Below are 21120 nucleotides of genomic sequence, written 5' to 3'. Positions count from 1 at the left end.
CGGCAGCTTACTGCGCCTGCGGCAGGCGGAACGCAGCGCGCTCCTGCGCGTCCAGTTGCGCCACCAGGCCGGTTTCCCAGGCCAGGTAGCGGCGCGCCGCCTCCTTGTTGCCGTCGTGCCGGTCGTGCACGAAGAACAGGAAGTCGATGCACTCGGCATCCTGGGGCAGGTTCGGCGACGCCTCGACGGGCAGGCCGGCTTCGCGCCAGGCGGTCATGCCGCCGCGCAGCAGGCGCGGCAGCGCCAGGCCCGCAGGCCATTCCGTCGCCACCGCCCAGGCGGCCTGTCCGGCGTCGTCGGCCACCAGCACGACCGGGCGCGCGGCCGCGGCCAGTTGGGCGGACAGGCGTGGCCGGATCGACCAGCGCGCGCCGGGCAGGTGCGCGGCACGGAACGCCGCGCTCGCGCGCACATCCCACACCGCGACTGCCTCGCGCTCCACCAGCGCATGCAGCTCGCTGGCATCGATGGTGTCCAGCGCGGCCACGGCGGGCACGGCCGGGGTGGGCAGGACCAGGCCGCTGGCCAGGCCTCCCCGCAGCACGCAGGCGTCATGACCCATCTGCACCAGCCAGCTGGCCACGGTGGGCGCGCGCACGCCATCGTCGTCGAACAGCACCAGCCGTGCGCCACGCACGCCCACGTACTGGTCGGCTGCCTGCATCAACTGGCCTCCCGGCGTGTGCTGCGCGCCGGGCAGCGTGCCGGCCGCGAACTCCTCGGGCGTGCGCACGTCGCACAAGAACAGGCTGCGCTGCGTCTCCTGTGTCCAGGCGCGCACCTGGTCGGCATCGACCACCGGCACCGCGAAGCGCTGCGCCAGGCGTTCGGCCGCGTCCTGGAGCACGGCACTGCCGGAGCCCGCGCCATACTGGCGCGTGCCACCGTGCTCGAGCCGGTGGTCACCCAGGAACCAGCCCTGGGTCCCGTTCTCCAGCGCATAGATGGGGTTGCGCAGGCCCAGGTTGATCAGCGTCTGCGCGCCGATGATGCTGCGTGTGCGGCCGGCGCAGTTGACGACGATGGGCGTGCTCTCGTCGGGCACCAGCGCATGCACGCGGTAGGCCAGCTCGCCGTTCGGACAGCAGGTCGCAGTGGGGATGCTCATCTTGCGGAACTCGCCGATCGGCCGGCCGTCCAGCACCACCACAGGTTCGCCGCTGGCCAGCATGCCGGCCAGCCGGTCGGCGCTCACGCGCGGCGTGTTGTAGGTGTGCTCGGCCAGTTCGCCGAAGGTCTTGGAAGGCAGGTTCACGCCGGCGAACAGCACGTAGCCAGCCGCGCTCCAGGCCCGCGTGCCACCGTCGAGCTGGTGCACGGCGGTGTAGCCCAGCCGCCGCAGCTGTGCAGCTGCGCGCGCGGCGACACCTTCGGTGTCGGGCTCGCCGCTGTCGTACACCACGACACGCACGCCGCGGCGCGGCACCAGGCGGAAGATCTCCAGCTCCAGCCGGCTGAACGGCACGGAGGTGCCGTAGAACAGGTGCGATTCGCCGTACTGGCCGTGTTCGCGCACGTCGAGCACGGCGATCTCCTGGCCGTCGTGCAGCCAGGCTTTGAGGGTCTCTGCGGAAATCAAGCGGGTCATGGAAGTACGCGCCGGGCGGCCAGGCCTGGCGGTGGTGCAAAAAGGGAGCGGGCCGGGCCCGCCTGCGGATCAGCGGCGCGTCTGGACGCCGATGCCCATGGTCTTGCAGGTGCCGGCCTGCAGGTCATAGCCCGTGCGGCTGGTCAGCGTCTCGAGCGCGCGCCCGTACATGTGCAGGTGGCGGATCACCTGCTCACCGGGGATCTCCACCGAGTGGATGTCCTCGGGCATCAACGCGATGCCTGCGCCCGGCGCCACCATCACCTGCGCGGTCTCGCGCAGCGTGCCCACGCCCGGCACCGAACCATCGTCGGTGCGCTCGTAGACACGGTTCAGCTCGGTGCCCTCGACGGCGGCGATGCAGGCCCAGGTGGTGTGGTTGTGCGGCACGATGCGGTTGCCGGGCCGCATCACGTTCAGGTACAGCGCAAAGCTCTGGTCGGGGTCTTCCTGGATCATGTAGCGGGCCTGGTGCGTGCCAGGCTCCGGCGCGGCATAGGTATCGCCCTGCCACAGCGCGGTCTGCGCCGCCAGGACCTTCAGGGCGGCCAGCACCTGTTCCAGCCGTTCGCGCGAGGGCGCGTCGCCGCCCAGCGTCTGCTTCATCTGGCCGATGGCGTCGGCCACGGCCTGGTCGCGTTGTTCGTTCACGGGGGTCATGCACATCTCCTTGGGGTGGTTGGCGCGTCGGCCTTGCCGATCGCCCTGCCCGCACTGTAGGCCCCCGCCACCCGCCCAAATCTTTAGCGCAGCCAGAAAATCCATCAATAAAATTGAAGCAATGCGGACCTTCGACCTGGAATTGCTGCGCACCTTATCGGCCATCGCCACGCTCGAGAGCTTCGCGGCGGCAGCCATCCAGCTCGGCCGCACGCAATCGGCCGTCACACAGCAGATGCAACGGCTGGAGGAGCAGGTCGGCCACCCGCTGTTCGAGAAGCAGGGCCGGCAGAAGCGTCTGACCGCACACGGCCAGCGTCTGCTGGTCTACGCACGGCACCTGCTGTCGGTCAACGACGAGGCCATGCGCAACCTGCAGGAGGACCAGCTCCAGGGCGTGCTGCGCATCGGCGCCTCCAACGACGTGGCGGACACGCTGCTGCCGCCGGTGCTGGCCGAGATCGCGCGGCACTCGCCGATGCTGCAGCTGGACATCCGGCTCGGCCGCAGCCCCTTCCTCATGGAGCAGCTGCAGCGCGGCGAGATCGACATGACCATCAGCAACCGGGCCGAGGACGGCGTCGAGGCCGTGGTGCTGCGCAGCTCGCCGACGGTGTGGCTGTGCGCCTCCTCGTACGTGCACGACCTGTCCAAGCCCGTTCCACTGATCACCACCGACGGGCCCAGCATCTTCCGCCGCATGAGCCAGGAGGCGCTGGATGCCGTCGGCATCGCCTGGACGCCGCGCACCACCACCTCCAGCGTGATGGGCATCCGCGCCGCGCTGCGCGCCGGCCTGGGCGTCGCCGCGCGCGGCGTGGAACAGGTCGACGGGGGTCTGCGCGTGCTCGGTCTGGCCGACGGCATGCCGAGCCTGCCGGACCTCGTCTACTGGCTCTACATCCGCAGCAATGTCGTCAACCCGGTCACGCGCAAGGTGTTCCAGAACCTGCGCGACCGCCTGCGCCTGCCGCCGGTCGAACACGTCCGCTGAGCCCAGGCCCGCACCATCCACGCGCTTCGCGCAACCGCATTGGTGCAAGCCCGCACCAGGCCAGTGCTCGACCTGAAACGGTTCAGCATTGCTTATATTTTTTGCCAATGAACTAATTGGTCAGTCGCCCCACCGCGACCTAGCATGAGCTCATCCGCAACACAACGACGGCCCGCGCCGTCGACGGAAGAGAAGCACATGGGATTGATCGGTGATTGGCTGGCAGCAGGCGGCGCGGCGCGCACCAGCGGCAGCTTGCGTGTGGGTTCGATGGCATCCGGCGCGCCGGTGGCACTGCCCTGGGTCGGCGTGCGCGGCGCGCGGCCCGGCCCCACGCTGTGGCTGCACGGTCAGGTGCACGGCGACGAGATCAACGGCATGGTGGCGGCGCTGCGCTTCGCCCGCGCACTCGATCCGCAGGCCATGTCGGGCCACCTGGTGGTGACACCCACCGGCAACCCGCAGGCGCTGGACGCGCGGCGCAAGCGCAACCCCTACGACGAGCTGGACCTGGACCAGAGCTACCCCGGCAACGCCCAGGGCCTGGTCACCGAACGCGTGGCGCACGCGCTGATGCAGGAGGTGCGGGGCGTGGCCACCGTGCTCATCAACCTGCACACCATGAACCCGCTGTTCGACGCGCCGCCCTACACCGTCTACAAGCACCATCCCGACAGCGGCATCGCCGAGGAAGCGCTGCTGGCTGCGATGGCCTGCTTCCACCCGCGCCTGGCCTGCCGGCAGGACGTGGGCGGCAAGGGCGAACTGCCCGGCAACATCGCCGGTGCGCTCGACTACCAATGCCTGGCCGCCGGCACGCTGGCCTTCATGCTGGAGCTGGGCAGCGGCAGCCGCCTGCAGCCCGCCAACGTCGCCCTGGCGGAGACCGGCTTCGCCACGCTGGCCCGGCAGATGGGCATCCTGCCCGGCCCCGCAGGCGAACGCACGGCGCATCTGCGCACCGTCAGCCGGCGCGGCTGGATCACGGCCGACGACGGCGGGCTGTTCGTGCCGCGCTGCCAGGCCGGCGACCGCGTGGCCGCGGGCGAGTCCATCGGCGACCTGCTCGGCCTGGACGGCAGCCTCACGCCCGTGCCGCCGTTCCAGCGCGATGGCGTGCTGATCGGCCTGCGCAGCGACCCCGTCGTGCACACCGGCGAGCGCCTGGCCTTCGTCGCCTGGGAATGGGCCGACCGCCCGCTCGCCAGCACCTGAACCTTCTTCCGATTCGTCAACTTCGTCCTGTCCGCAACGCCATGACCCACGCCCCGTACTCCCCATCCTCCTCGCCCCGCACCGATCGCCGCCGCTGCATGGTCCACGGCGTGGCCGTCCTTGCCGCCGCCTGCACGCTGGCGCTGGGCGGCGCCGCACATGCCGAGTCCTGGCCCGAAGCCGGCAAACCCGTGCGCATCGTCGTCGGCTTTCCGGCCGGCGGCGGGGTGGACGTGCTGGCCCGTGCCGTCTCCGTGCCATTGGCCAAGGAGTTGGGCGGCACCGTGATCGTCGAGAACCGCCCTGGCGCCGGCGGCCTGCTGGCCACCGAATGGGCCGCCAAGCAACCGGCCGATGGCTACACCGTGTACCTGGCCACGCCCGGCTCGTTCACGATCTGGCCCTCGCTGCGCAAGCTCAACTACGAGCCGGCCAAGGATTTCGCACCGGTCAGCCTGATGGTCACCATGCCCAACCTTCTGGTGACCGGCACGCAGACACCCTACAAGGACGTCGCCAGCCTGCTGGCCGCGGCCAAGGCGCCGGACACGAAGATCGACTACGCCTCCGGCGGCGTCGGCACCATCGGCCAGATTGCCGCCGAACAGCTCAACATGCTGGCCGGCACGAAGATGATGCACGTGCCGTACAAGGGCACAGCCCCGCTGCTGACCGACGTGATCGGCGGCGTGGTGCCGGTGACCTTCTCCGACCCCTCCGCCATGTCGCTGATCGAAGGCGGCAAGCTGCGCCTGCTGGCCCAGACCAGCGCCAAGCGCTCGCGCCTGTTCCCGGACACGCCGACCATGGCCGAAGCCGGGGTGCCAGGCTACGACCTGTCCAACTGGTACGGCATGGTGGCGCCGGCGGCCACGCCCAAGGCCATCGTCGACAAGCTGAACGGCGCGATGGTGAAGGTGATGGCGCTGCCGGAAGTGCAGAAGCAACTGGCGGGCGCCGGCATGGAGGCCATCTCCAGCACGCCCGCCGAATTCGGCAAGCACATGGCGACCGAGCGCGCGCGCTGGGCCGACCTGATCGCCAAGGCCAACATCCGCCCCGAGTGAGCTCCCCCGCCTTCAAGCCGCACAGCGCCCACTGGGGTGTGTTCTCGGCGGCCTGGGATGGCCAGCGCCTGAGCGTGCGCCCGCACGCGGGCGACCCCGATCCCAACCCGCTCATCGAGAACCTGCCCCAGGCGCTGCGCCACCGGGCACGCGTGGCCAGGCCCATGGTGCGCGCAGGCTGGCTGAAGAACGGCCCCGGCCCCGATGTGCGCCGCGGCAACGACCGCTTCGTGCCGATGGACTGGCCCGAAGTGCTGGACCGCCTGGCCGCGGAGCTGGGGCGCGTGAACGCGCAGCATGGCCCGCAAGCCGTGTTCGGCGGCAGCTACGGCTGGTCCAGTGCCGGCCGCTTCCACCACGCGCAAAGCCAGGTCCACCGCTTCCTGAACACGGCGCTGGGCGGCTATGTGCGCTCGGTCAACAACTACAGCGCCGGCGCTGCCATGCCCATGCTGCCGCACGTGATCGCCAGCATGGAAGAAGTGGCGCGGCGCAACGTGACCTGGGAGCAGATCGTCGAACACAGCGACATGGTGCTGTGCTTCGGCGGCATGGCGCTGAAGAACTCGCGCGTGGCCTCCGGCGGCATCAGCCGCCATGTGGAGCGCGCATCCATGCACGCCGCCGCCGCGCGCGGCTGCCGCTTCGTCTCGATCAGCCCGCTGCGCAGCGACCTGCCCGACGAGGCTGCCTTCGACTGGTGGCCTGCGGTGCCGGGCTCGGACACCGCGCTGATGCTGGCCCTGGTGCACGAGCTCGTCCGCCAGGGCTGGCACGACCGCGATTTCATCGCCCGCTACTGCGATGGCTGGGCGCTGTTCGAGGACTACCTGATGGGCCGCAGCGACGGCTGTCCCAAATCCGCAGACTGGGCCGCACCGCTGTGCGGCATCGAGGCCGCGTGCATCCGCACGCTGGCCGCCGACTTGCCTGGCAAGCGCGTGCTGGTCGTCGTCTCGCATTCGCTGCAGCGCTCGGAACATGGCGAGCAGCCCGTGTGGATGGGCGCCGTACTGGCCGCCGCACTGGGCCAGCTTGGCCTGCCGGGGGGCGGCTACAACTACGCACTGGGCACCCTGGCGCACTACGGCAAGCGCAACAACGCCATCGGCGCGTCGGCGCTGCCGCAAGGGCGCAACGCGGTGCGCGACTTCATTCCCTGCGCACGCATCGCCGACATGCTGCTGCAGCCGGGCCAGCCCTTCGACTACAACGGTACGCGCCACCACTATCCGCACATCCGCCTGGCGTACTGGGCCGGCGGCAACCCCTTCCACCACCACCAGGACCTGCGGCGCCTGGCATCGGCGTTCCGCACCCTGGACACCTTCGTCGTGCACGAAAGCGCATGGACCGCGACCGCCCGCCATGCCGACATCGTGCTGCCCTGCACCATGACGCTGGAGCGCGAGGACATCGGCGCCACCTCGACCGACCCGTTGATGGTGGCCATGCACCGCATCGCCGAACCCCATGCGATGGCGCGCGACGACTACGACATCTTCTGCGACCTGGCCGAGCGCATGGGCTGCCGCAGCGCCTTCAGCGAAGACCGCACAGCACGGCAGTGGCTGGCACACCTGTACGAACGCACCCGCACCGGCCTGGCCGAGGCCGGCCTGGAGGCGCCCGACTTCGACGCCTTCTGGGAGCGTGGCGAGATCACGCTGCCGCAACTGCCCGATGACGGCGGCCTGTTGCGCGCGTTCCGCGCGGACCCACAAGCCACGCCACTGCCTACGCCGAGTGGCAAGGTGCAGATCAGCTCTCCCACCGTGGCGAGTTTCGGTTATGCCGACTGCCCAGGGCATCCGGCCTGGCTGCCGTTTCGCCACGCGCCCACGCCCGAGCACCCGCTGTGGCTCGTGGCCAACCAGCCGCACAACAAGCTGCACAGCCAGCTCGACTTCGGCGGCCACAGCCAGGCCAGCAAACGGCGCGGACGCGAGGTCTGCACCCTGCACCCTGGCGCGGCGGCCGCCCGCGGCATCGCCGAGGGCGACATCGTGCGCCTGTTCAACGAGGTCGGCGCCTGCCTCGCCAGCGCCCACCTGGACACCGGCATGCGCGAGGACGTGGTGCAACTGCCCACCGGCGCCTGGTACGACCCGGTGACGGACGGGCGCGGCTTGCCGCTGTGCGTGCACGGCAATCCCAATGTGCTGACGCGCGACCTCGGCACCTCGGCGCTGGCGCAGGGCTGTGCCGGGCAGCTCAGCACCGTGCAGGTCGAGCGCTTCGACGGACCGCTGCCACCGATCCGGGCGTTCGACCCGCCCAAGTAGCCGATGGGGATGGCGGCGAGCAGCCGCTTCCCGCGGACGCTCCGATCGTCACGTCCCACCCTGCCCTCCATGCCCCACGCATCTCCCCAACCCCATCCGTTGATGGCCCATTGCGGCAAGCTCGCCGCGTTGTGGCCCGGCCTCGGCCTGTCGATCCTGCTGGCGATGGCGGCCACCTTCGTGGCCACCGTGCACGGTGGTCCGCAACTGCTGTACGCGCTGTTCTTCGGCATGGCGCTGCACCACCTGTACGCCGATGAACGCAGCCGCCCTGGCATCGAGTTCTCGGGTCGCGCCGTGCTGCGCCTGGGCGTTGGACTGCTGGGCGCGCGCATCACGGCGGCCCAGATCGCCGCGCTGGGCTGGACCACGGCCGCGGTGGTGGTGGCCGGCGTGCTGACCACGATGCTGCTGGCCCAATGGCTGGGCCGGCGGCTAGGCTTGACGCGCGCCGAAGCGACACTGTCGGGCGGCGCCGTCGCGATCTGCGGGGCCTCTGCCGCGCTGGCCATTTCGGCCGTGCTGCCGCGCGACAAGAACAGCGACCGCTTCACCCTGATGGTGGTGGTCACCGTCACGCTGCTATCGACCTTGGCGATGGTGCTGTACCCCCTGGTCGCACGGCTGCTGCGCCTGCCACCGGAGCTGGCCGGACTGTTTCTCGGCGGCACCATCCATGACGTTGCACAGGTGGTCGGCGCGGGTTACATGCTGGACCATGCGACCGGGGACATTGCCGTCGTGGTCAAGCTGCTGCGGGTGGCGCTGCTCACGCTGGTGGTGGTGGTCGCGTCCGCGGCCTTCCGCCACGCGCGCCGAGCCGGCACGCAGGACGGTGCGGGCAGCCCGGCCGGGTCCGCCGGGCTGGTCCCATGGTTTCTCTGGCTGTTCATCGCACTGGTGGCAGTCAACTCGCTCGACTGGATCGCCCCTGCGGCGCAGGAACTGGCCAACCAGACGTCGCGCGCCTGCCTGGTCGTGGCCATTGCCGCACTGGGCCTCAAGACCTCGTTCGGCCAATTGGCACAGGCCGGCTGGCGGCCGATGCTGCTGATCGCGGCGGAGACCCTGTGGCTGGCCCTGCTGGTGCTGGCGTGCGTGCTGGCGATGCGCTGAGCCGCCGGTAGCGTTGGCGCCGTGCTGCGCGCGGGCCGGGGCACGTGCACGGCGCGTCAGACCACCGAGGCCGCGCCCGCCTCCGTCGGCACCGAGGCACGCGGGTCGCGCGGCGGCGCCGTGACGATGGAGGTCAGCGCCGGTTCGGGCATGCGCAGCCGCGCCAGATCGGGCCGCGGGCGGCGCAGCCGCGGATCGGCCGCGAAAGCCTGCTCCAGCGCCTGCGCCGCATCCAGCAGCCGCAGGTCGCCGCGGAACGGCCCCACCACCTGCAGGCCGAACGGCATGCCGCGCGCGTCCACGCCGCAAGGCAGGGTGATGGCCGGGTTGGTCGCGAGCGTGACCACGTAGGTCAGCGCCAGCCAGCGGTAGTAGTTCTCCTGCGGCTTGCCGTCGACCTCGGCGGCGTAGAGCTGCGTCCACGGGAAGGGCGAGACCGGTGTGGTCGGCGACAGCACCAGGTCGTAGCCCGCGAAGACCTGCTGGAAGCGCTGGATGATGCGCGTCTGCTCGGTCTGCGCCCAGGCCGCGTCGAGCAGGCTCATGCGCACGCCCATCTCGTAGTTGGCGCGCGGGTTGGGGCCCAGGCTGGCGGGGTCGCGCTCGTAGGTGGCGCGCATGCCGGCGACGAAGGCCTCGGCGCGCAGCACGTCGAAGCAGCGGTGCACCTCGCCCAGGTCGAAGCGCACCTCGTCGCAGGCGGCGAACAGGCCGCGCATGGCGGCCATGCGCTCGCGCATGGCACTGCGCACCAGCGGGTCCACGTCGCAGGCATCGAAGTCCTCGGTCCAGGCCACGCGCAGGCGCGACAGGTCCAACGGCGCGGCGTGCAGGAAGGCCAGCGGATCCAGCGGATGGCTCAGCGGATCGCCCGGGTGCGGGCCGGCCGAGGCGGCCAGCTGCAGCCGGCAGTCGGCCACGTCGCGGCCCATGGGGCCGACCACCGAGATCGGCGACCAGCCGAGCGGCTTGCGCACGCTGGGCACGATGCCGGGCGAGGGCCGCAGGCCCACCACGCCGCACTTGGCGGCCGGGATGCGCAGCGAGCCGCCGGTGTCCGAGCCGGTGCACACCGGCAGCATGTCCAGCGCCAGCGCGGCGGCCGAACCGCCCGAGGAGCCGCCCGCGTTGAGGTTGGGGTCGAAGGGGTTGCCGGTGGCGCCCCAGACCGGGTTGCGGCTGTTGGCGCCGGCGCCCATCTCGGGCACGTTGGTCTTGCCGACCACGATGGCGCCGGCCGCGCGCAGCCGGCGCACCAGCTCGATGTCGGCCGCCGGCACGTGGTTGCGCAGGCTGGGCGTGCCGGCGGTGGACAGCAGGCCCTCCGTCGGCTCCAGGTCCTTCACGCCCAGCGGCAGGCCGTGCAGCAGGCCCAGCGGCTCGCCGCGCAGCACGGCCTGTTCGGCGGCGCGTGCCTCGGCGCGCGCACGTTCGTAGCAGGTGGCGGTGACGGCGTTGACGAAGGGGTTGAGCTGCTCGATGCGCGCGATGCAGGCTTCCAGCAGTTCGACGGGCGAGAGTTGGCGGGCCCCGATCAGGCGGCGCAGTTCGACGGCAGAGGTTTCGACGAGCATGGTGTCAATCGGGTCGGATGTCGGCACGTTGGGCCACGGCCCGCATCAAGGGCAGCTCCTTCTCGATCAGCGTGGCCGACGCGGCGGAGCCCGAAAACAACGGCTCGGCGCCGTTGGCGCGCAGCTGGGCCGCGACCGCCGGCATGGCCACGATGCGGGCCAGCGCGCTTTCGAGCTTCTGGCGCACGGGCGCAGGCAGGCCCTTGGGCGCGACGACCATGATCCAGGTGTCCGCATCGACATCGGCGTAACCGGCCTCTGCAAAGGTGGGCACGTCGGGCAGCTGCGAGGAGCGCTTGGCCGTGGTCACGGCGATGGCCTTGACCTTGCCGGCCTTGAGCTGCGGCAGCGCGGCCGTGACCGTGTCCACCGAGAACGGCACCTGGCCGCCGATCAGGTCGGTCATGGCCGGCGCGCTGCCCTTGTAGGGCACGTGCAGGATCCTGGCACCGACCGCGCGCAGCACGATCTCGCCCATGAAGTGCGAGGTCGAGCCCGAGCCGAACGAGGCGTAGGCGTACTTGTCGGGCGTGGCACGCAGCGCCGCCACGAACTCCTTGACGTTGTTGACGGGCACGCTGGTGTTGGCCAGCACGATGAGCGGAATGCGCGCGACCACGGCGATGGGGTCGAAGCTCTTGACCGCGTCGTAGGGCAGGTTCGTGCGGATCGCCGGGTTGGCCGTGAAGGTGGAGCCCGAGCTGATCAACAGCGTGTGGCCGTCGGGCTGCGCCTTGGCCACCAGGCCGGCGGCGATGGCCGTGCCGGCGCCGGGACGGTTGTCGATGATGACGGGCTGGCCCAGCACCTCGGACAGTTGCTGGCCCATGAGCCGGCCCACGGTGTCGGCGCTGCCGCCGGGCGGAAACGGCACGACCAGCGTGATGGGTTTGCTGGGGTAGGCGCCCTCGGCCAGAACCGGCAGCGCGGCCAGGGCCGTGGCCAGGCCGGCAGCGGCCAGGGCCAGACGGCGGGAGACAGGGGCGAGGGGCATGGGGCAGACCTTGGGTGAGGAAGTGGCTGCATCGTAGGAACGCCGCAGCAGTGCAGCAAGCACAATGATGTGAAAGCTTCATTGCCCATGTCGCAACGCACAGAAAAGGCCAGCACCATGCCTCCGACCACCACCCGCCGCCCGCGCGCGCGCCGCGGCCTGAACCAGCGCGTGCTGCAGGAGGTGGCGCTGCGCCACTTCCTGGAGGTCGCGCGGGCCGGCTCGGTCACTGAGGCTGCGGCCCGGCTGGAGGTGGCGCCTTCGGCCGTCAGCCGCCAGATCGGCCGACTCGAACAGGAGCTGGACACGCTGCTGTTCGAACGCCGCGCGCGCGGCATGGTGCTCAACAGCGCTGGCGAGCTGCTGGCCGCGCACGCGCGCCGGGCCTGGCTGGACATCGAGCGCGTGGCCGACGACATCCTGGGCCTGCGCGGCCTGCGCCAGGGCGAGGTGCGCATCGTCGCCACCGAGGGCTTCGCCTACGAGTTCCTGCCGCGGCTGGTAGCCGAATTCCAGCAGCGCAACCCGGGCATCCGCTTCACGCTGGACATGTCGGTGCAGAGCGAGGTGAGCCGGCGCGTGCGCGAGGGCCTGGCGGATCTGGGCGTCACGGTGTCGCTGCGCTCGGAGCGTGGCATCGACGTGGTGCTGCGGCACCCGGCGCCCATCCTGGCCATCGTCGGCGCCGGGCATCCCCTGGCGGCGCGCAGCCAGCTGGCGCTGTCGCAGCTGGTGGCCCACCCGCTGGCACTGCCGGCGGCCAGTTCCACGCTGCGCCAACTGCTGGACATCAGCGCCAGCCGCCAGGGCCTGGCGCTGGACGCGGCCATCACCAGCGACCACCTCTACCCGCTGATCCAGTACGTGGCCCACACCCAGGCCGTGACCTTCTGCGGCGAACTGGCGCTGCGCCAGCAATTGCTGGCCGGCAGCATCGCCGCCGTGCCGCTGCGCGACCGCGAGATGAACGAGCGCCACTTCGAGGTGCAGGCCATGGCCGGGCGGCACCTGCCGGACGCCGCCCGGGCCTTCGTCGAGCACCTGCGCGAGACACTGGCGCTCGCGCCCTGAGCAGCGCAGCGTTGCGGTGACGGCAACGCAGGCTTGCCCGCTGCCATCTTGGTGCGCACTGCGCCAGACGACACAATGGGCGGCCCCTTCCTGCACACACCACCCCACCATGCCCACGCCCCTGGCACCGCCTCCCGCCCAGCCCCCGCGCCACGCGCGCGCCGAACCGGTATGCCTTGGTGCGCGGCTGGCGTCCGCCGCGGCCGGGGACTTGCCAGCATGACGGCCAGCGTCCTGGTCCTGGGCGCCGGCATGGTCGGCACCTGCACCGCCATCCACCTGGCCATGCGCGGCCACAGCGTGGTGCTGGCTGACCGGCGCGCGCCCGGCGAGGAAACCTCGTATGGCAACGCCGGCCTGATCCAGCAGGAAGCGGTCGAGCCCTATGCCTTCCCGCGCGAGGCGGCCAAGCTGTTGCGCGTGGCCTTCAAGCGCGGCATCGACGTGAACTACCACGCCACGGCGCTGCCCGGCCTGGCCAGCCCGCTGGGACGTTACTGGCAGGCCTCCGGGCCGGCGCAGTACCCGGCCATCGCGCAGGCCTACAGCCGGCTCATCGCCCAGGCCATCCCGGAACACGCGCCGCTGATCGCCGCGGCCGGTGCCCAGGACCTGGTGCAGCGCACCGGCTACCGCTGGGTGTTCCGCGAGCCGGCCACCATGGACGAAGCCCTGACCCGCGCCCGGCGCCTGCAAGCCGACTACGGCGTGCAGCATCTCGCCATGGACGCCGCGGCCCTGTCCGCCGCAGAGCCGGCGCTGAAGGCACGGCTGGCCGGCGCCATCCACTGGACCGCGCCTTGGGCCGTCTCCGACCCGGGCGCCTTGGTGGCGTGCTACGCAGAGCACTTCGTGCGCCTGGGCGGGCGCATCGTGCAGGCCGACGCCAGCACGCTGCGCGCCAGCGGTGCGGGCTGGTCGCTGCAATCGGCCGAAGGCGCGCTGTCGGCACAGCATGCGGTGCTGGCGCTCGGCCCCTGGGCCGACACCGTGCTGCGCCCGCTGGGCTACCGCTTGCCGCTGTTCGTCAAGCGCGGCTACCACCGCCATTACGCCGGCGGGCCGGCCCCCACCATGCCCTGGCTGGACGCCGACCGCGGCCTGGTGATCGCGCCCATGCGGCGCGGCGTGCGCGTGACCACGGGCGCGGAATTCGCGCCGCGCGACGCTGCGTCCACGCCGCGCCAGATGGCTGGCGCAGAAGCTGCGGCGCGGGAGCTGCTGGACCTGCCGAACCCGGTGGAAGAGCAACCCTGGCGCGGCGCCCGCCCCTGCACAGGCGACATGCTCCCCGTGGTCGGCCCGGCCCCGCGCCACCGCGGCCTGTGGTTCAACTTCGGCCACGCGCACCAGGGCTTCACGCTGGGGCCGGCCAGCGGGCGGCTGCTGGCCGAACTGATCGACGGCGAGGCGCCGTTCGTCGAGCCGGCGCCCTACGCGCCGGCGCGCTTTGGCGACGCGTGACGATTGCGCGCAGCGGGCGGCGAAGCGGTCTGATGGACCGAGGGCTCAGGCCGCACGGCGCCCGCAGCCTGCACGAGCGACATGCTGCCCGCAATCGGCCCGACCCCGCGCCGCCGCGGCCTGTGCCAGCTAGTCGGCGTAGGCGCCAGCCGCCTTGATGACAGGCGCCCAGCGCCGGATTTCGCGCGCGAGGAAGTGGCGATGGCCCTCGGCGCCCAGCCGCTCATCCGTCACCGGCTGCATGCCGGCCTCGACAAGTTGCCGACGATAAGCCGGACTTCTCGCGACAGTGGCCAGCGCCGCCGAAACCACCCGTACCACGTCCTGGGGCGTGTCGCGCGGTGCATAGAGGCCATACCAGATCGTCAAAGGCTCCAGCGCCATGCCGAAGGCAGCCATGGTGGGCACCGACGCCAGCGGCGTGCCCTTCAGCGCTTGCCCGACCGTGACAGCGACCGGCATGACCTTCTGCGCGTGGATCTGCGGGAGTGCATTGGCCGTGAGGTCGCACATGAGGTCGACCTGCCCGCCGAGCAGATCCAACATGGCCGGACCCGTGCCACGGTAAGGCACGGTGGTCATCTGCAGCTTGAGCGCCGACTGCAGCAGCAGGCCGCACAGGTGCGATGCGGACCCGATGCCCGCGTTGGCCAGCGTCACCTGCGGCTGCCGCGCCATCCAGCGCAGCAGATCACCCAGGCTGTCCGTCGCCACGCCGGGCCGCGCGATCAACACCAGAGGCGACTCCGCGACGATGCCCAGCGGCTCGAAGTCGGACACCGGATCGAACGCGAGCTTGCGGTACAGCGTCGGCGCAGTGGCCATGTGGACGTGGTCCAGCAGCAGGGTGTAGCCATTGGGCACGGCCTGCTTTGCCAGCCCGGCCCCGATGTTGCCGCCCGCCCCACCCTGGTTGAGAACGACCACCGGCTGCCCGAGCACCGCCTGCATCTGCGTGCCGAGCTGGCGGGCCAGCTTGTCCATCGGCCCGCCGGCCGCATAGGGAACAACCAGCTGAATGGAGCGGTCGGGATAGGCAGCGTGCGCACAGGCCACCACGCTGGCACACATCGCCACCAGGAACCAGCGTGCCGCGGCTCTCACGCTGCGGACTCCAAGGTCGCTGCGGCGCGCGCCACAGCCGCGGCACGGATCGCATACCGCGCCCGCGTCGCCTGCAGGCAGCGCTGCACGATGGCCGGGGAGGAGGTGGATGGCGTTCCGCCTTCGAACGGCGGTTCGGGGTCGTACTCGATCTGCAGCTGGATCTGCCGCGCGGTGTCTTCGTCGACCATCAGGCCCACAGCCTTCAGCGCCATGTCGATGCCGGACGTGACGCCCCCGGACGTGTAGATGTTGCCGTCCACGCACATCCGCGCTTCGTCCGGAATCGCGCCGAACATGGGCAGGAACTCGCGGGCCTGCCAATGGCATGCCGCATGCTTGCCGCGCAGCAGCCCGGCGGCACCCAACAGCAGAGATCCTGTGCAGATGCCCAAGATGTACCGGGCCGTGCTCGCCTGACTGGCGGTGAAGCCAACCCACCGCGCGTCCGACAGGACATCGTCGGTCCCCGGCCCGCCTGGCACGACGAGCAGATCGCAGGCCGTCGCGGTGTCGAAGGTGGCCGTCGGCAACATGACAAGGCCCCGGTCCGAGCGGACCGGTTCCATCGTCTCGGAAACGAAATCGATCGTGAACCCCGGCACACGGGCAAGCACCTCGAAGGGCCCCGTCAGGTCGAGTTGCGTGAGCGCCGGAAACAGCAGAAAGTTGACGTGCATGAATGACCTCCAAAGAGCATCGACGGTAGAAGGCACGCGGCGTGCACCCGCGCCAAAAGCGGCATCGATCGCGCCAATCTGCGTGGCGTTTCTCGTCTTCGAAGGGTTTCAGCCGATCGACATCGCGGGCCCATGGCAGGCATTCGCCACGGCCAACGACGAACTCGGCCACGTTCGGTACCAGCTGTTGACCTGTGCCGCGTCAGAACTGGCCTCGACACGGGACGGCGGGTTTCGTCTGCAGGCCGGGCAGACGCTTGCGCAATCGCTCGCGCTGGCCGCGCACACCGTCATCGTCCCCGGCGGCGAAGGCATCCACCGGATCTGTTCGGACCCGGAGACGATCGCCTGGCTGCGTTCCCATGACGTCCGCTCGCAACGCACCTGCAGCGTCTGCACCGGCGCGTTTTTGCTGGCTGCCGCCGGCCTGCTCGACGGCCAGAAGGTGACCACCCACTGGCGCTCGGCGCAACTGCTGCAGCGGCGGTATCCCGCGATCCAGGTGAGCGACGAGCTCCTCTTCTGCGAGAGCGGCAAGTACTGGACGACAGCGGGTGTCAGTGCCGGCATCGACCTGGCGCTCACGCTCATCGAGCGGGACTGCGGCACCCACGTCGCCCAGAAGGTGGCACGCCGCTTGGTGCTGTACCTGCGTCGCGGCGGCGATCAGCGCCAGTACAGCCAGACGCTGCGGGTGCAGGACCGGGCAAGCGCGCCCTTCGCCGACCTCATCGAACAAATGCAGGCGCGGCTGGGCCATCCCTGGTCGGTGGACGAGATGGCCGAGATCTGTCTCATGTCGCGACGCAGTTTCCAGCGGAAGTTCAAGGAGACGTTCGGCGTCTCGCCGCTCGGCGTGCTCAAGAACCTCAGAGCCGAGCGCCACGCGACACTGGCGGCGTCAGGCGGCATGTCGCGCAAACAGATCAAGCGTGCCGTCGCGGCCTGAGCCGTCGCGCCAGCCGCACGCGTCAGCCCGCGCGCTCCAGCATCGCCAGCAGCAGCACGTTGGCCCCGGCCTCGATGTGCTCGGGCAGCGCGTCCTCGATCTCGTTGTGGCTGATGCCGTCCTTGCACGGCACGAAGACCATGCCGGTGGGCGCGACCTGGGCCACGTAGACAGCGTCGTGCCCCGCGCCGCTGACCACGTCCATGTGCGGCAGCCCCAGCTGCGCGGCCGCGCCGCGCACGCTGGCCACGCAGTCCGCGTCGAAATGGCAGGCGTCGAACTGCACGACCTGGCGCAGGTCCACGGCGACGCGGGTGTCGCCAGCGATGCGCACCAGTTCCGTGCGCAGCGCGGCCTCCATGCGGTCCAGGCCCTCGTCGCTCAGGTTGCGCAGGTCGACCGAGAAGCGCACCTCGCCTGGGATCACGTTGCGTGAGTTGGGCAGCACCTGCAGGTGGCCGACCGTGCCGCGGCCGTGCGGGGCCTCGCCCAGCGCGATGCGGTTCACGGCCTCGACCATGCGCGCCGCGCCCAGCATGGCGTCGCGCCGCAGCGCCATGGGCGTGGGGCCGGCGTGGGCGTCCATGCCGGTCACAGTCACGTCGAACCAGCGCTGGCCCAGCGCGCCGCTGACCACACCGATGGGCAGGCCCGCATCTTCGAGCACCGGCCCCTGCTCGATGTGGGCCTCGAAGTAGGCCGCATAGCCGCCGCCGGGCACCTGGCCGCAGGGCTGCGCGCCCAGGTAGCCGATGCGGCGCAGTTCGTCGCCGACCGACAGGCCCGCACCATCGACCTGCGCGCGCACGAAATCGGGCGCAAACACGCCCGCGAATGCACCGGAACCCATCATCACGGGCGTGAAGCGCGTGCCCTCCTCGTTGGTCCAGACCACCACCTCCAGCGGCGCGCGTGTGGCGATGCCGTGGTCGTTCAGCGTGCGCATGACCTCCAGCCCGGCCAGCACGCCGAAGTTGCCGTCGAACTTGCCGCCCGAGGGCTGGGTGTCGATGTGGCTGCCCGTGGCCACGGCGCGGGCCTGTGGATCGGTGCCGGCGCGGCGCGCAAACATGTTGCCGACCTCGTCCACGCGCACCTCCAGGCCGGCCGCGCGGCACCAGTCGGCCACCTGGTCGCGGCCGGCGCGGTCCTCGTCGGTCAGCGCGATGCGGCACACGCCGCCCTTGGGCGTGGCGCCGATGCGGGCCAGGTCCATCAGCGAACGCCACAGGCGCGCACCGTCGATGCGCAGGGTGTCGGTGCGGGCCGCTGTCGCGGCGGGGGACGAAACGGACGATTCCATGGGGCAGGGCTCCTGTGTGGGAAAGAACGCTAGGGAAAGCGTGAATTGGTAATCCGGCTTCGCGAAGCAATAAACGGACCGAACGAGTCTTCAATCAATAGCAATCGACCGAAATTCGATCCATAGTCAAAAACTTCTCGATCATTAATATCGACTATCGATTTCACATTGCACGGCTGGCACACCGCTTGCTAAACAGAACCATCGTTCCCCGTCCACCCTTTGCCCCACAGGAGATCCCCGTGAACCTTGCCTCCCCCACCTTCGCACTGAAGTCCGTGGCCGCCGGCGCCGCCCTGTGCCTGCTCGCGCTGGCCGGCACCGCCCAGGCGCAGGACAAGACGCTGCGCATCGCGATGACCGCCGCCGACATCCCGCGCACGCTGGGCCAGCCCGACCAGGGCTTCGAGGGCAACCGCTTCACCGGCATCCCGATGTACGACTCGCTGACGCAATGGGACCTGTCCAAGGCCGATGCGCCCAGCGTGCTGATCCCGGGCCTGGCCACCGAGTGGGCCGTGGACGCCAAGGACAAGACCAAGTGGGTGTTCAAGCTGCGCCCCGGCGTGAAGTTCCACGACGGCTCGGCCTTCAACGCCGACAGCGTGGTCTGGAACGTGCGCAAGGTGCTCGACAAGGCGGCCCCGCACTTCGACGCCAGCCAGGTCGGCGTGACGGCCTCGCGCATGCCCACGCTGGTCTCGGCACGCAAGATCGACGACATGACGGTGGAGCTGACCACCAGCGAGCCCGACTCCTTCCTGCCGCTGAACCTCACCAACCTGTTCATGGCCTCGCCCGCGCACTGGGACGCCAAGCTCAAGGCCGTGCCGGCCAGCGTGACCGACGCGGCCGAGCGCGCCAAGCAGGCCTGGACGGCCTTCGCCGCCGACGCCTCGGGCACCGGCCCGTTCAAGATGACGCGCTTCGTGCCGCGCGAGCGGCTGGAGCTGGCCGCCAACAAGGCCTACTGGGACCCCAAGCGCACGCCCAAGATCGACAAGGTGGTGCTGCTGCCCATGCCCGAGGCCAACGCGCGCACCGCCGCGCTGCTGGGCAACCAGGTCGACTGGATCGAGGCACCCTCGCCCGACGCCATGCCGCAGATCACCCAGCGCGGCTACAAGATCTATTCCAACGCCCAGCCGCACGTGTGGCCCTGGCAGCTGTCGTTCGCCGAAGGCTCGCCCTGGCTGGACAAGCGCGTGCGCCAGGCCGCCAACCTGTGCGTGGACCGCGCCGGCCTGAAGCAGTTCCTGGGCGGCATGATGGCCGAGCCCAAGGGCACGGTGCCGCCCGGCCACCCCTGGTGGGGCAACCCCAAGTTCGACATCAAGTACGACGTGAAGGCGGCCCAGGCGCTGATGACGCAGGCCGGCCACACGGCGGCCAAGCCGCTCAAGGTCAAGGTGCAGATCTCGGCCTCGGGCTCGGGCCAGATGCAGCCGCTGCCCATGAACGAGTTCGTGCAGCAGTCGCTCAAGCAATGCTTCTTCGACGTGCAGTTCGACGTGATCGAGTGGAACACGCTGTTCACCAACTGGCGCCGCGGCGTGAAGGACGCGACCGCCAACGGCGCCAACGCGATCAACGTGAGCTTCGCGGCGATGGACCCGTTCTTCGCCATGGTGCGCTTCGCGTCGACCAAGACCTTTCCGCCGGTCTCCAACAACTGGGGTTACTACGGCAATGCCGAGGTCGACAAGCTGATCGCCGATGCGCGCACCACCTTCGACGACAAGGGCCGCGACGCCGCGCTGGCCAAGCTGCATGCCCACCTGGTCGATGACGCGGCCTTCATCTGGATCGCGCACGACGTGGGCCCGCGCGCCATGTCGGCCAAGGTCAAGAACGTGGTGCAGCCCAAGAGCTGGTTCATCGACATCGCCACGATGACGATGGAGTAACGACCCACCCTCGTTTCTTGCTCACTGCGTGTAGCCGAATCCCCCCTCAAGGGGGCGCACCCAGCAGCCCGGCAGAGCCGGTTCCGCGGGTGCCCTGGGATGGGCTCGCTGCATTCACACACCGGTGCGAATGCGGACACGCCGATGGGGCAAGTCCATCCCGCCAGCCACCAAGCCAGCCACACCCATGCTCGCCTACATCCTGCGCCGCATCGTCTACGCCATTCCCATCATGCTGGGCGTGGCCCTGGTCTGCTTCGCGCTGGTGCATCTCGCGCCGGGCGATCCGCTCGTCTCCATCCTGCCGCCCGACGCCTCGGCCGACCTGCAGGCCCAGCTGCGCGAGCTCTACGGCTTCAACCGCAGCCTGCCGGAGCAGTTCGCCAGCTGGGTCTGGCGCGCGCTGCAGGGCGACCTCGGCACCTCCATCGCCACCAGCCGCCCGGTCGCCGGCGAGGTGATCAAGGCGGTCGGCAACACGCTGCGCCTGGCGGTGGTGGCCACCGCCATCGGCTTCGTCTTCGGCTGCCTGTTCGGCTTCGTGGCGGGCTACTTCCGCGGCTCGTGGGTCGACCGCGCGGCCTCGGTCATCTCGGTGCTGGGCGTGTCGGTGCCGCACTACTGGCTGGGCATGGTCATGGTGATCGTGTTCTCGTCCATCCTGGGCTGGCTGCCGGCCACCGGCGCGGGGCCCACCGGCTCGGGCGACTGGAACTGGAACTGGGAGCAGCTGCAGTTCCTGATCCTGCCGGCCATCACCATGTCGGTGATCCCCATGGGCATCATCGCGCGCACGGTGCGCGCGCTGGTGGCCGACATCCTGGAGCAGGAGTTCGTGCTGGGCCTGCGCGCCAAGGGACTCACGCATTTCGGTGTGTTCTGCCACATCGTCAAGAACACGGCACCCACGGCACTCGCGGTCATGGGCCTGCAACTGGGCTACCTGCTGGGCGGCTCCATCCTGATCGAGACCGTGTTCTCCTGGCCCGGCACCGGCTTCCTGCTGAACTCGGCCATCTTCCAGCGCGACCTGCCGCTGCTGCAAGGCTCCATCCTGGTGCTGGCCATGTTCTTCGTGGTGCTGAACCTCGTCGTGGACATCGTGCAGACGCTGCTGGATCCGCGCATCGCCCGCGGCTGAAAGGAAGA

Annotated in this window: 17 protein-coding genes; 10 read left to right on the top strand and 7 right to left on the bottom strand. The window is 70.5% G+C overall.

Annotated features, from left to right (window positions below):
- Positions 1-7 precede the first annotated feature (7 nt).
- On the bottom strand, positions 8-1588 hold the full coding sequence (locus tag ACSQ4M_RS11230) for a rhodanese-like domain-containing protein (protein ID WP_436189614.1): 1581 nt from the start codon (positions 1586-1588) through the stop codon (positions 8-10).
- Positions 1589-1657: 69 nt separating this feature from the next.
- Complete coding sequence (locus ACSQ4M_RS11225; protein ID WP_436189613.1) at positions 1658-2248, bottom strand: hypothetical protein; 591 nt, start codon at positions 2246-2248, stop codon at positions 1658-1660.
- Positions 2249-2369: 121 nt separating this feature from the next.
- Between ACSQ4M_RS11225 and ACSQ4M_RS11220 the strand changes: the two genes are divergently transcribed.
- From ACSQ4M_RS11220 to ACSQ4M_RS11200, 5 genes are all read left to right on the top strand, one after another.
- Positions 2370-3242, top strand: coding sequence for a LysR substrate-binding domain-containing protein (locus tag ACSQ4M_RS11220; protein WP_436189612.1), 873 nt, complete (start codon positions 2370-2372; stop codon positions 3240-3242).
- A 198-nt stretch (positions 3243-3440) separates the two neighbouring features.
- Positions 3441-4457, top strand: a complete 1017-nt coding sequence (locus ACSQ4M_RS11215; protein ID WP_436189611.1) for a M14 family metallopeptidase — start codon at positions 3441-3443, stop codon at positions 4455-4457.
- A 41-nt stretch (positions 4458-4498) separates the two neighbouring features.
- The gene (locus ACSQ4M_RS11210; RefSeq protein WP_436189610.1) at positions 4499-5524 is read left to right on the top strand and encodes a Bug family tripartite tricarboxylate transporter substrate binding protein; all 1026 of its coding nucleotides are present in this window, start codon (positions 4499-4501) and stop codon (positions 5522-5524) included.
- On the top strand, positions 5482-7809 hold the full coding sequence (locus tag ACSQ4M_RS11205; RefSeq protein WP_436193993.1) for a molybdopterin-dependent oxidoreductase: 2328 nt from the start codon (positions 5482-5484) through the stop codon (positions 7807-7809). Before ACSQ4M_RS11210 ends, ACSQ4M_RS11205 begins: the two co-directional genes overlap by 43 nt.
- A gap of 69 nt (positions 7810-7878) precedes the next feature.
- Positions 7879-8925: a YeiH family protein gene (locus ACSQ4M_RS11200; protein ID WP_436189609.1), complete on the top strand. Its 1047-nt coding sequence runs from the start codon at positions 7879-7881 to the stop codon at positions 8923-8925.
- 56 nt (positions 8926-8981) lie between these two features.
- Here the strand turns inward: ACSQ4M_RS11200 and ACSQ4M_RS11195 are convergent, their stop codons facing one another.
- Together ACSQ4M_RS11195 and ACSQ4M_RS11190 are read right to left on the bottom strand one after the other, a co-directional pair.
- Entirely contained in the window at positions 8982-10499 is a 1518-nt protein-coding gene (locus ACSQ4M_RS11195; RefSeq protein ID WP_436189608.1) for an amidase, read from the bottom strand.
- Between the two features lie 4 nt (positions 10500-10503).
- Entirely contained in the window at positions 10504-11493 is a 990-nt protein-coding gene (locus tag ACSQ4M_RS11190; protein WP_436189607.1) for a Bug family tripartite tricarboxylate transporter substrate binding protein, read from the bottom strand.
- Between the two features lie 117 nt (positions 11494-11610).
- Here ACSQ4M_RS11190 and ACSQ4M_RS11185 point away from each other — a divergent pair, with 117 nt between their 5' ends.
- Both ACSQ4M_RS11185 and ACSQ4M_RS11180 read left to right on the top strand, forming a co-directional pair.
- The gene (locus ACSQ4M_RS11185) at positions 11611-12564 is read left to right on the top strand and encodes a LysR family transcriptional regulator (RefSeq protein ID WP_436189606.1); all 954 of its coding nucleotides are present in this window, start codon (positions 11611-11613) and stop codon (positions 12562-12564) included.
- A gap of 219 nt (positions 12565-12783) precedes the next feature.
- Positions 12784-14028: an NAD(P)/FAD-dependent oxidoreductase gene (locus tag ACSQ4M_RS11180; RefSeq protein WP_436189605.1), complete on the top strand. Its 1245-nt coding sequence runs from the start codon at positions 12784-12786 to the stop codon at positions 14026-14028.
- Between the two features lie 129 nt (positions 14029-14157).
- On the opposite strand, the gene ACSQ4M_RS11175 is transcribed toward ACSQ4M_RS11180, so the two are convergent.
- Both ACSQ4M_RS11175 and ACSQ4M_RS11170 read right to left on the bottom strand, forming a co-directional pair.
- Positions 14158-15012: a tripartite tricarboxylate transporter substrate-binding protein gene (locus ACSQ4M_RS11175; RefSeq protein ID WP_436189604.1), complete on the bottom strand. Its 855-nt coding sequence runs from the start codon at positions 15010-15012 to the stop codon at positions 14158-14160.
- A gap of 116 nt (positions 15013-15128) precedes the next feature.
- Positions 15129-15812 carry a DJ-1/PfpI family protein gene (locus tag ACSQ4M_RS11170; RefSeq protein ID WP_436189603.1) on the bottom strand — a complete coding sequence of 228 codons (684 nt, stop codon included), beginning with the start codon at positions 15810-15812 and terminating at the stop codon, positions 15129-15131.
- Here ACSQ4M_RS11170 and ACSQ4M_RS11165 point away from each other — a divergent pair.
- The gene (locus ACSQ4M_RS11165; protein ID WP_436189602.1) at positions 15811-16761 is read left to right on the top strand and encodes a GlxA family transcriptional regulator; all 951 of its coding nucleotides are present in this window, start codon (positions 15811-15813) and stop codon (positions 16759-16761) included. The two genes, ACSQ4M_RS11170 and ACSQ4M_RS11165, sit on opposite strands and share 2 nt — an antisense overlap.
- Positions 16762-16783: 22 nt before the next feature.
- Here ACSQ4M_RS11165 and ACSQ4M_RS11160 read toward each other — a convergent pair whose 3' ends face one another.
- Positions 16784-18064 (bottom strand): Zn-dependent hydrolase, encoded by a 1281-nt coding sequence (locus tag ACSQ4M_RS11160; RefSeq protein WP_436189601.1) that lies wholly within the window; start codon positions 18062-18064, stop codon positions 16784-16786.
- A 356-nt stretch (positions 18065-18420) separates the two neighbouring features.
- Between ACSQ4M_RS11160 and ACSQ4M_RS11155 the strand changes: the two genes are divergently transcribed.
- Both ACSQ4M_RS11155 and ACSQ4M_RS11150 read left to right on the top strand, forming a co-directional pair.
- Positions 18421-19971, top strand: a complete 1551-nt coding sequence (locus ACSQ4M_RS11155; RefSeq protein WP_436193992.1) for an ABC transporter substrate-binding protein — start codon at positions 18421-18423, stop codon at positions 19969-19971.
- 187 nt (positions 19972-20158) lie between these two features.
- Entirely contained in the window at positions 20159-21112 is a 954-nt protein-coding gene (locus ACSQ4M_RS11150; RefSeq protein WP_436189600.1) for an ABC transporter permease, read from the top strand.
- Positions 21113-21120 lie beyond the last annotated feature (8 nt).

The organism is Pseudorhodoferax sp. LjRoot39 (assembly GCF_964253035.1).
Lineage (GTDB): Bacteria > Pseudomonadota > Gammaproteobacteria > Burkholderiales > Burkholderiaceae_C > Pseudorhodoferax.
This window is presented reverse-complemented; position numbering and strand designations above follow the sequence as displayed.

Excerpts from the sequence above, each read along its gene's own strand:
- ACSQ4M_RS11230 (WP_436189614.1), bottom strand. The coding sequence starts at position 1,588 with ATGACCCGCTTGATTTCCGCAGAGACCCTCAAAGCCTGGCTGCACGAC.
- ACSQ4M_RS11220 (WP_436189612.1), top strand. The coding sequence starts at position 2,370 with ATGCGGACCTTCGACCTGGAATTGCTGCGCACCTTATCGGCCATCGCC.
- ACSQ4M_RS11190 (WP_436189607.1), bottom strand. The coding sequence starts at position 11,493 with ATGCCCCTCGCCCCTGTCTCCCGCCGTCTGGCCCTGGCCGCTGCCGGC.
- ACSQ4M_RS11185 (WP_436189606.1), top strand. The coding sequence starts at position 11,611 with ATGCCTCCGACCACCACCCGCCGCCCGCGCGCGCGCCGCGGCCTGAAC.
- ACSQ4M_RS11170 (WP_436189603.1), bottom strand. The coding sequence starts at position 15,812 with ATGCACGTCAACTTTCTGCTGTTTCCGGCGCTCACGCAACTCGACCTG.
- ACSQ4M_RS11180 (WP_436189605.1), top strand. The coding sequence starts at position 12,784 with ATGACGGCCAGCGTCCTGGTCCTGGGCGCCGGCATGGTCGGCACCTGC.
- ACSQ4M_RS11200 (WP_436189609.1), top strand. The coding sequence starts at position 7,879 with ATGCCCCACGCATCTCCCCAACCCCATCCGTTGATGGCCCATTGCGGC.
- ACSQ4M_RS11210 (WP_436189610.1), top strand. The coding sequence starts at position 4,499 with ATGACCCACGCCCCGTACTCCCCATCCTCCTCGCCCCGCACCGATCGC.
- ACSQ4M_RS11150 (WP_436189600.1), top strand. The coding sequence starts at position 20,159 with ATGCTCGCCTACATCCTGCGCCGCATCGTCTACGCCATTCCCATCATG.
- ACSQ4M_RS11160 (WP_436189601.1), bottom strand. The coding sequence starts at position 18,064 with ATGGAATCGTCCGTTTCGTCCCCCGCCGCGACAGCGGCCCGCACCGAC.
- ACSQ4M_RS11215 (WP_436189611.1), top strand. The coding sequence starts at position 3,441 with ATGGGATTGATCGGTGATTGGCTGGCAGCAGGCGGCGCGGCGCGCACC.
- ACSQ4M_RS11225 (WP_436189613.1), bottom strand. The coding sequence starts at position 2,248 with ATGACCCCCGTGAACGAACAACGCGACCAGGCCGTGGCCGACGCCATC.
- ACSQ4M_RS11175 (WP_436189604.1), bottom strand. The coding sequence starts at position 15,012 with ATGGACAAGCTGGCCCGCCAGCTCGGCACGCAGATGCAGGCGGTGCTC.
- ACSQ4M_RS11195 (WP_436189608.1), bottom strand. The coding sequence starts at position 10,499 with ATGCTCGTCGAAACCTCTGCCGTCGAACTGCGCCGCCTGATCGGGGCC.
- ACSQ4M_RS11155 (WP_436193992.1), top strand. The coding sequence starts at position 18,421 with ATGACCGCCGCCGACATCCCGCGCACGCTGGGCCAGCCCGACCAGGGC.
- ACSQ4M_RS11165 (WP_436189602.1), top strand. The coding sequence starts at position 15,811 with ATGAATGACCTCCAAAGAGCATCGACGGTAGAAGGCACGCGGCGTGCA.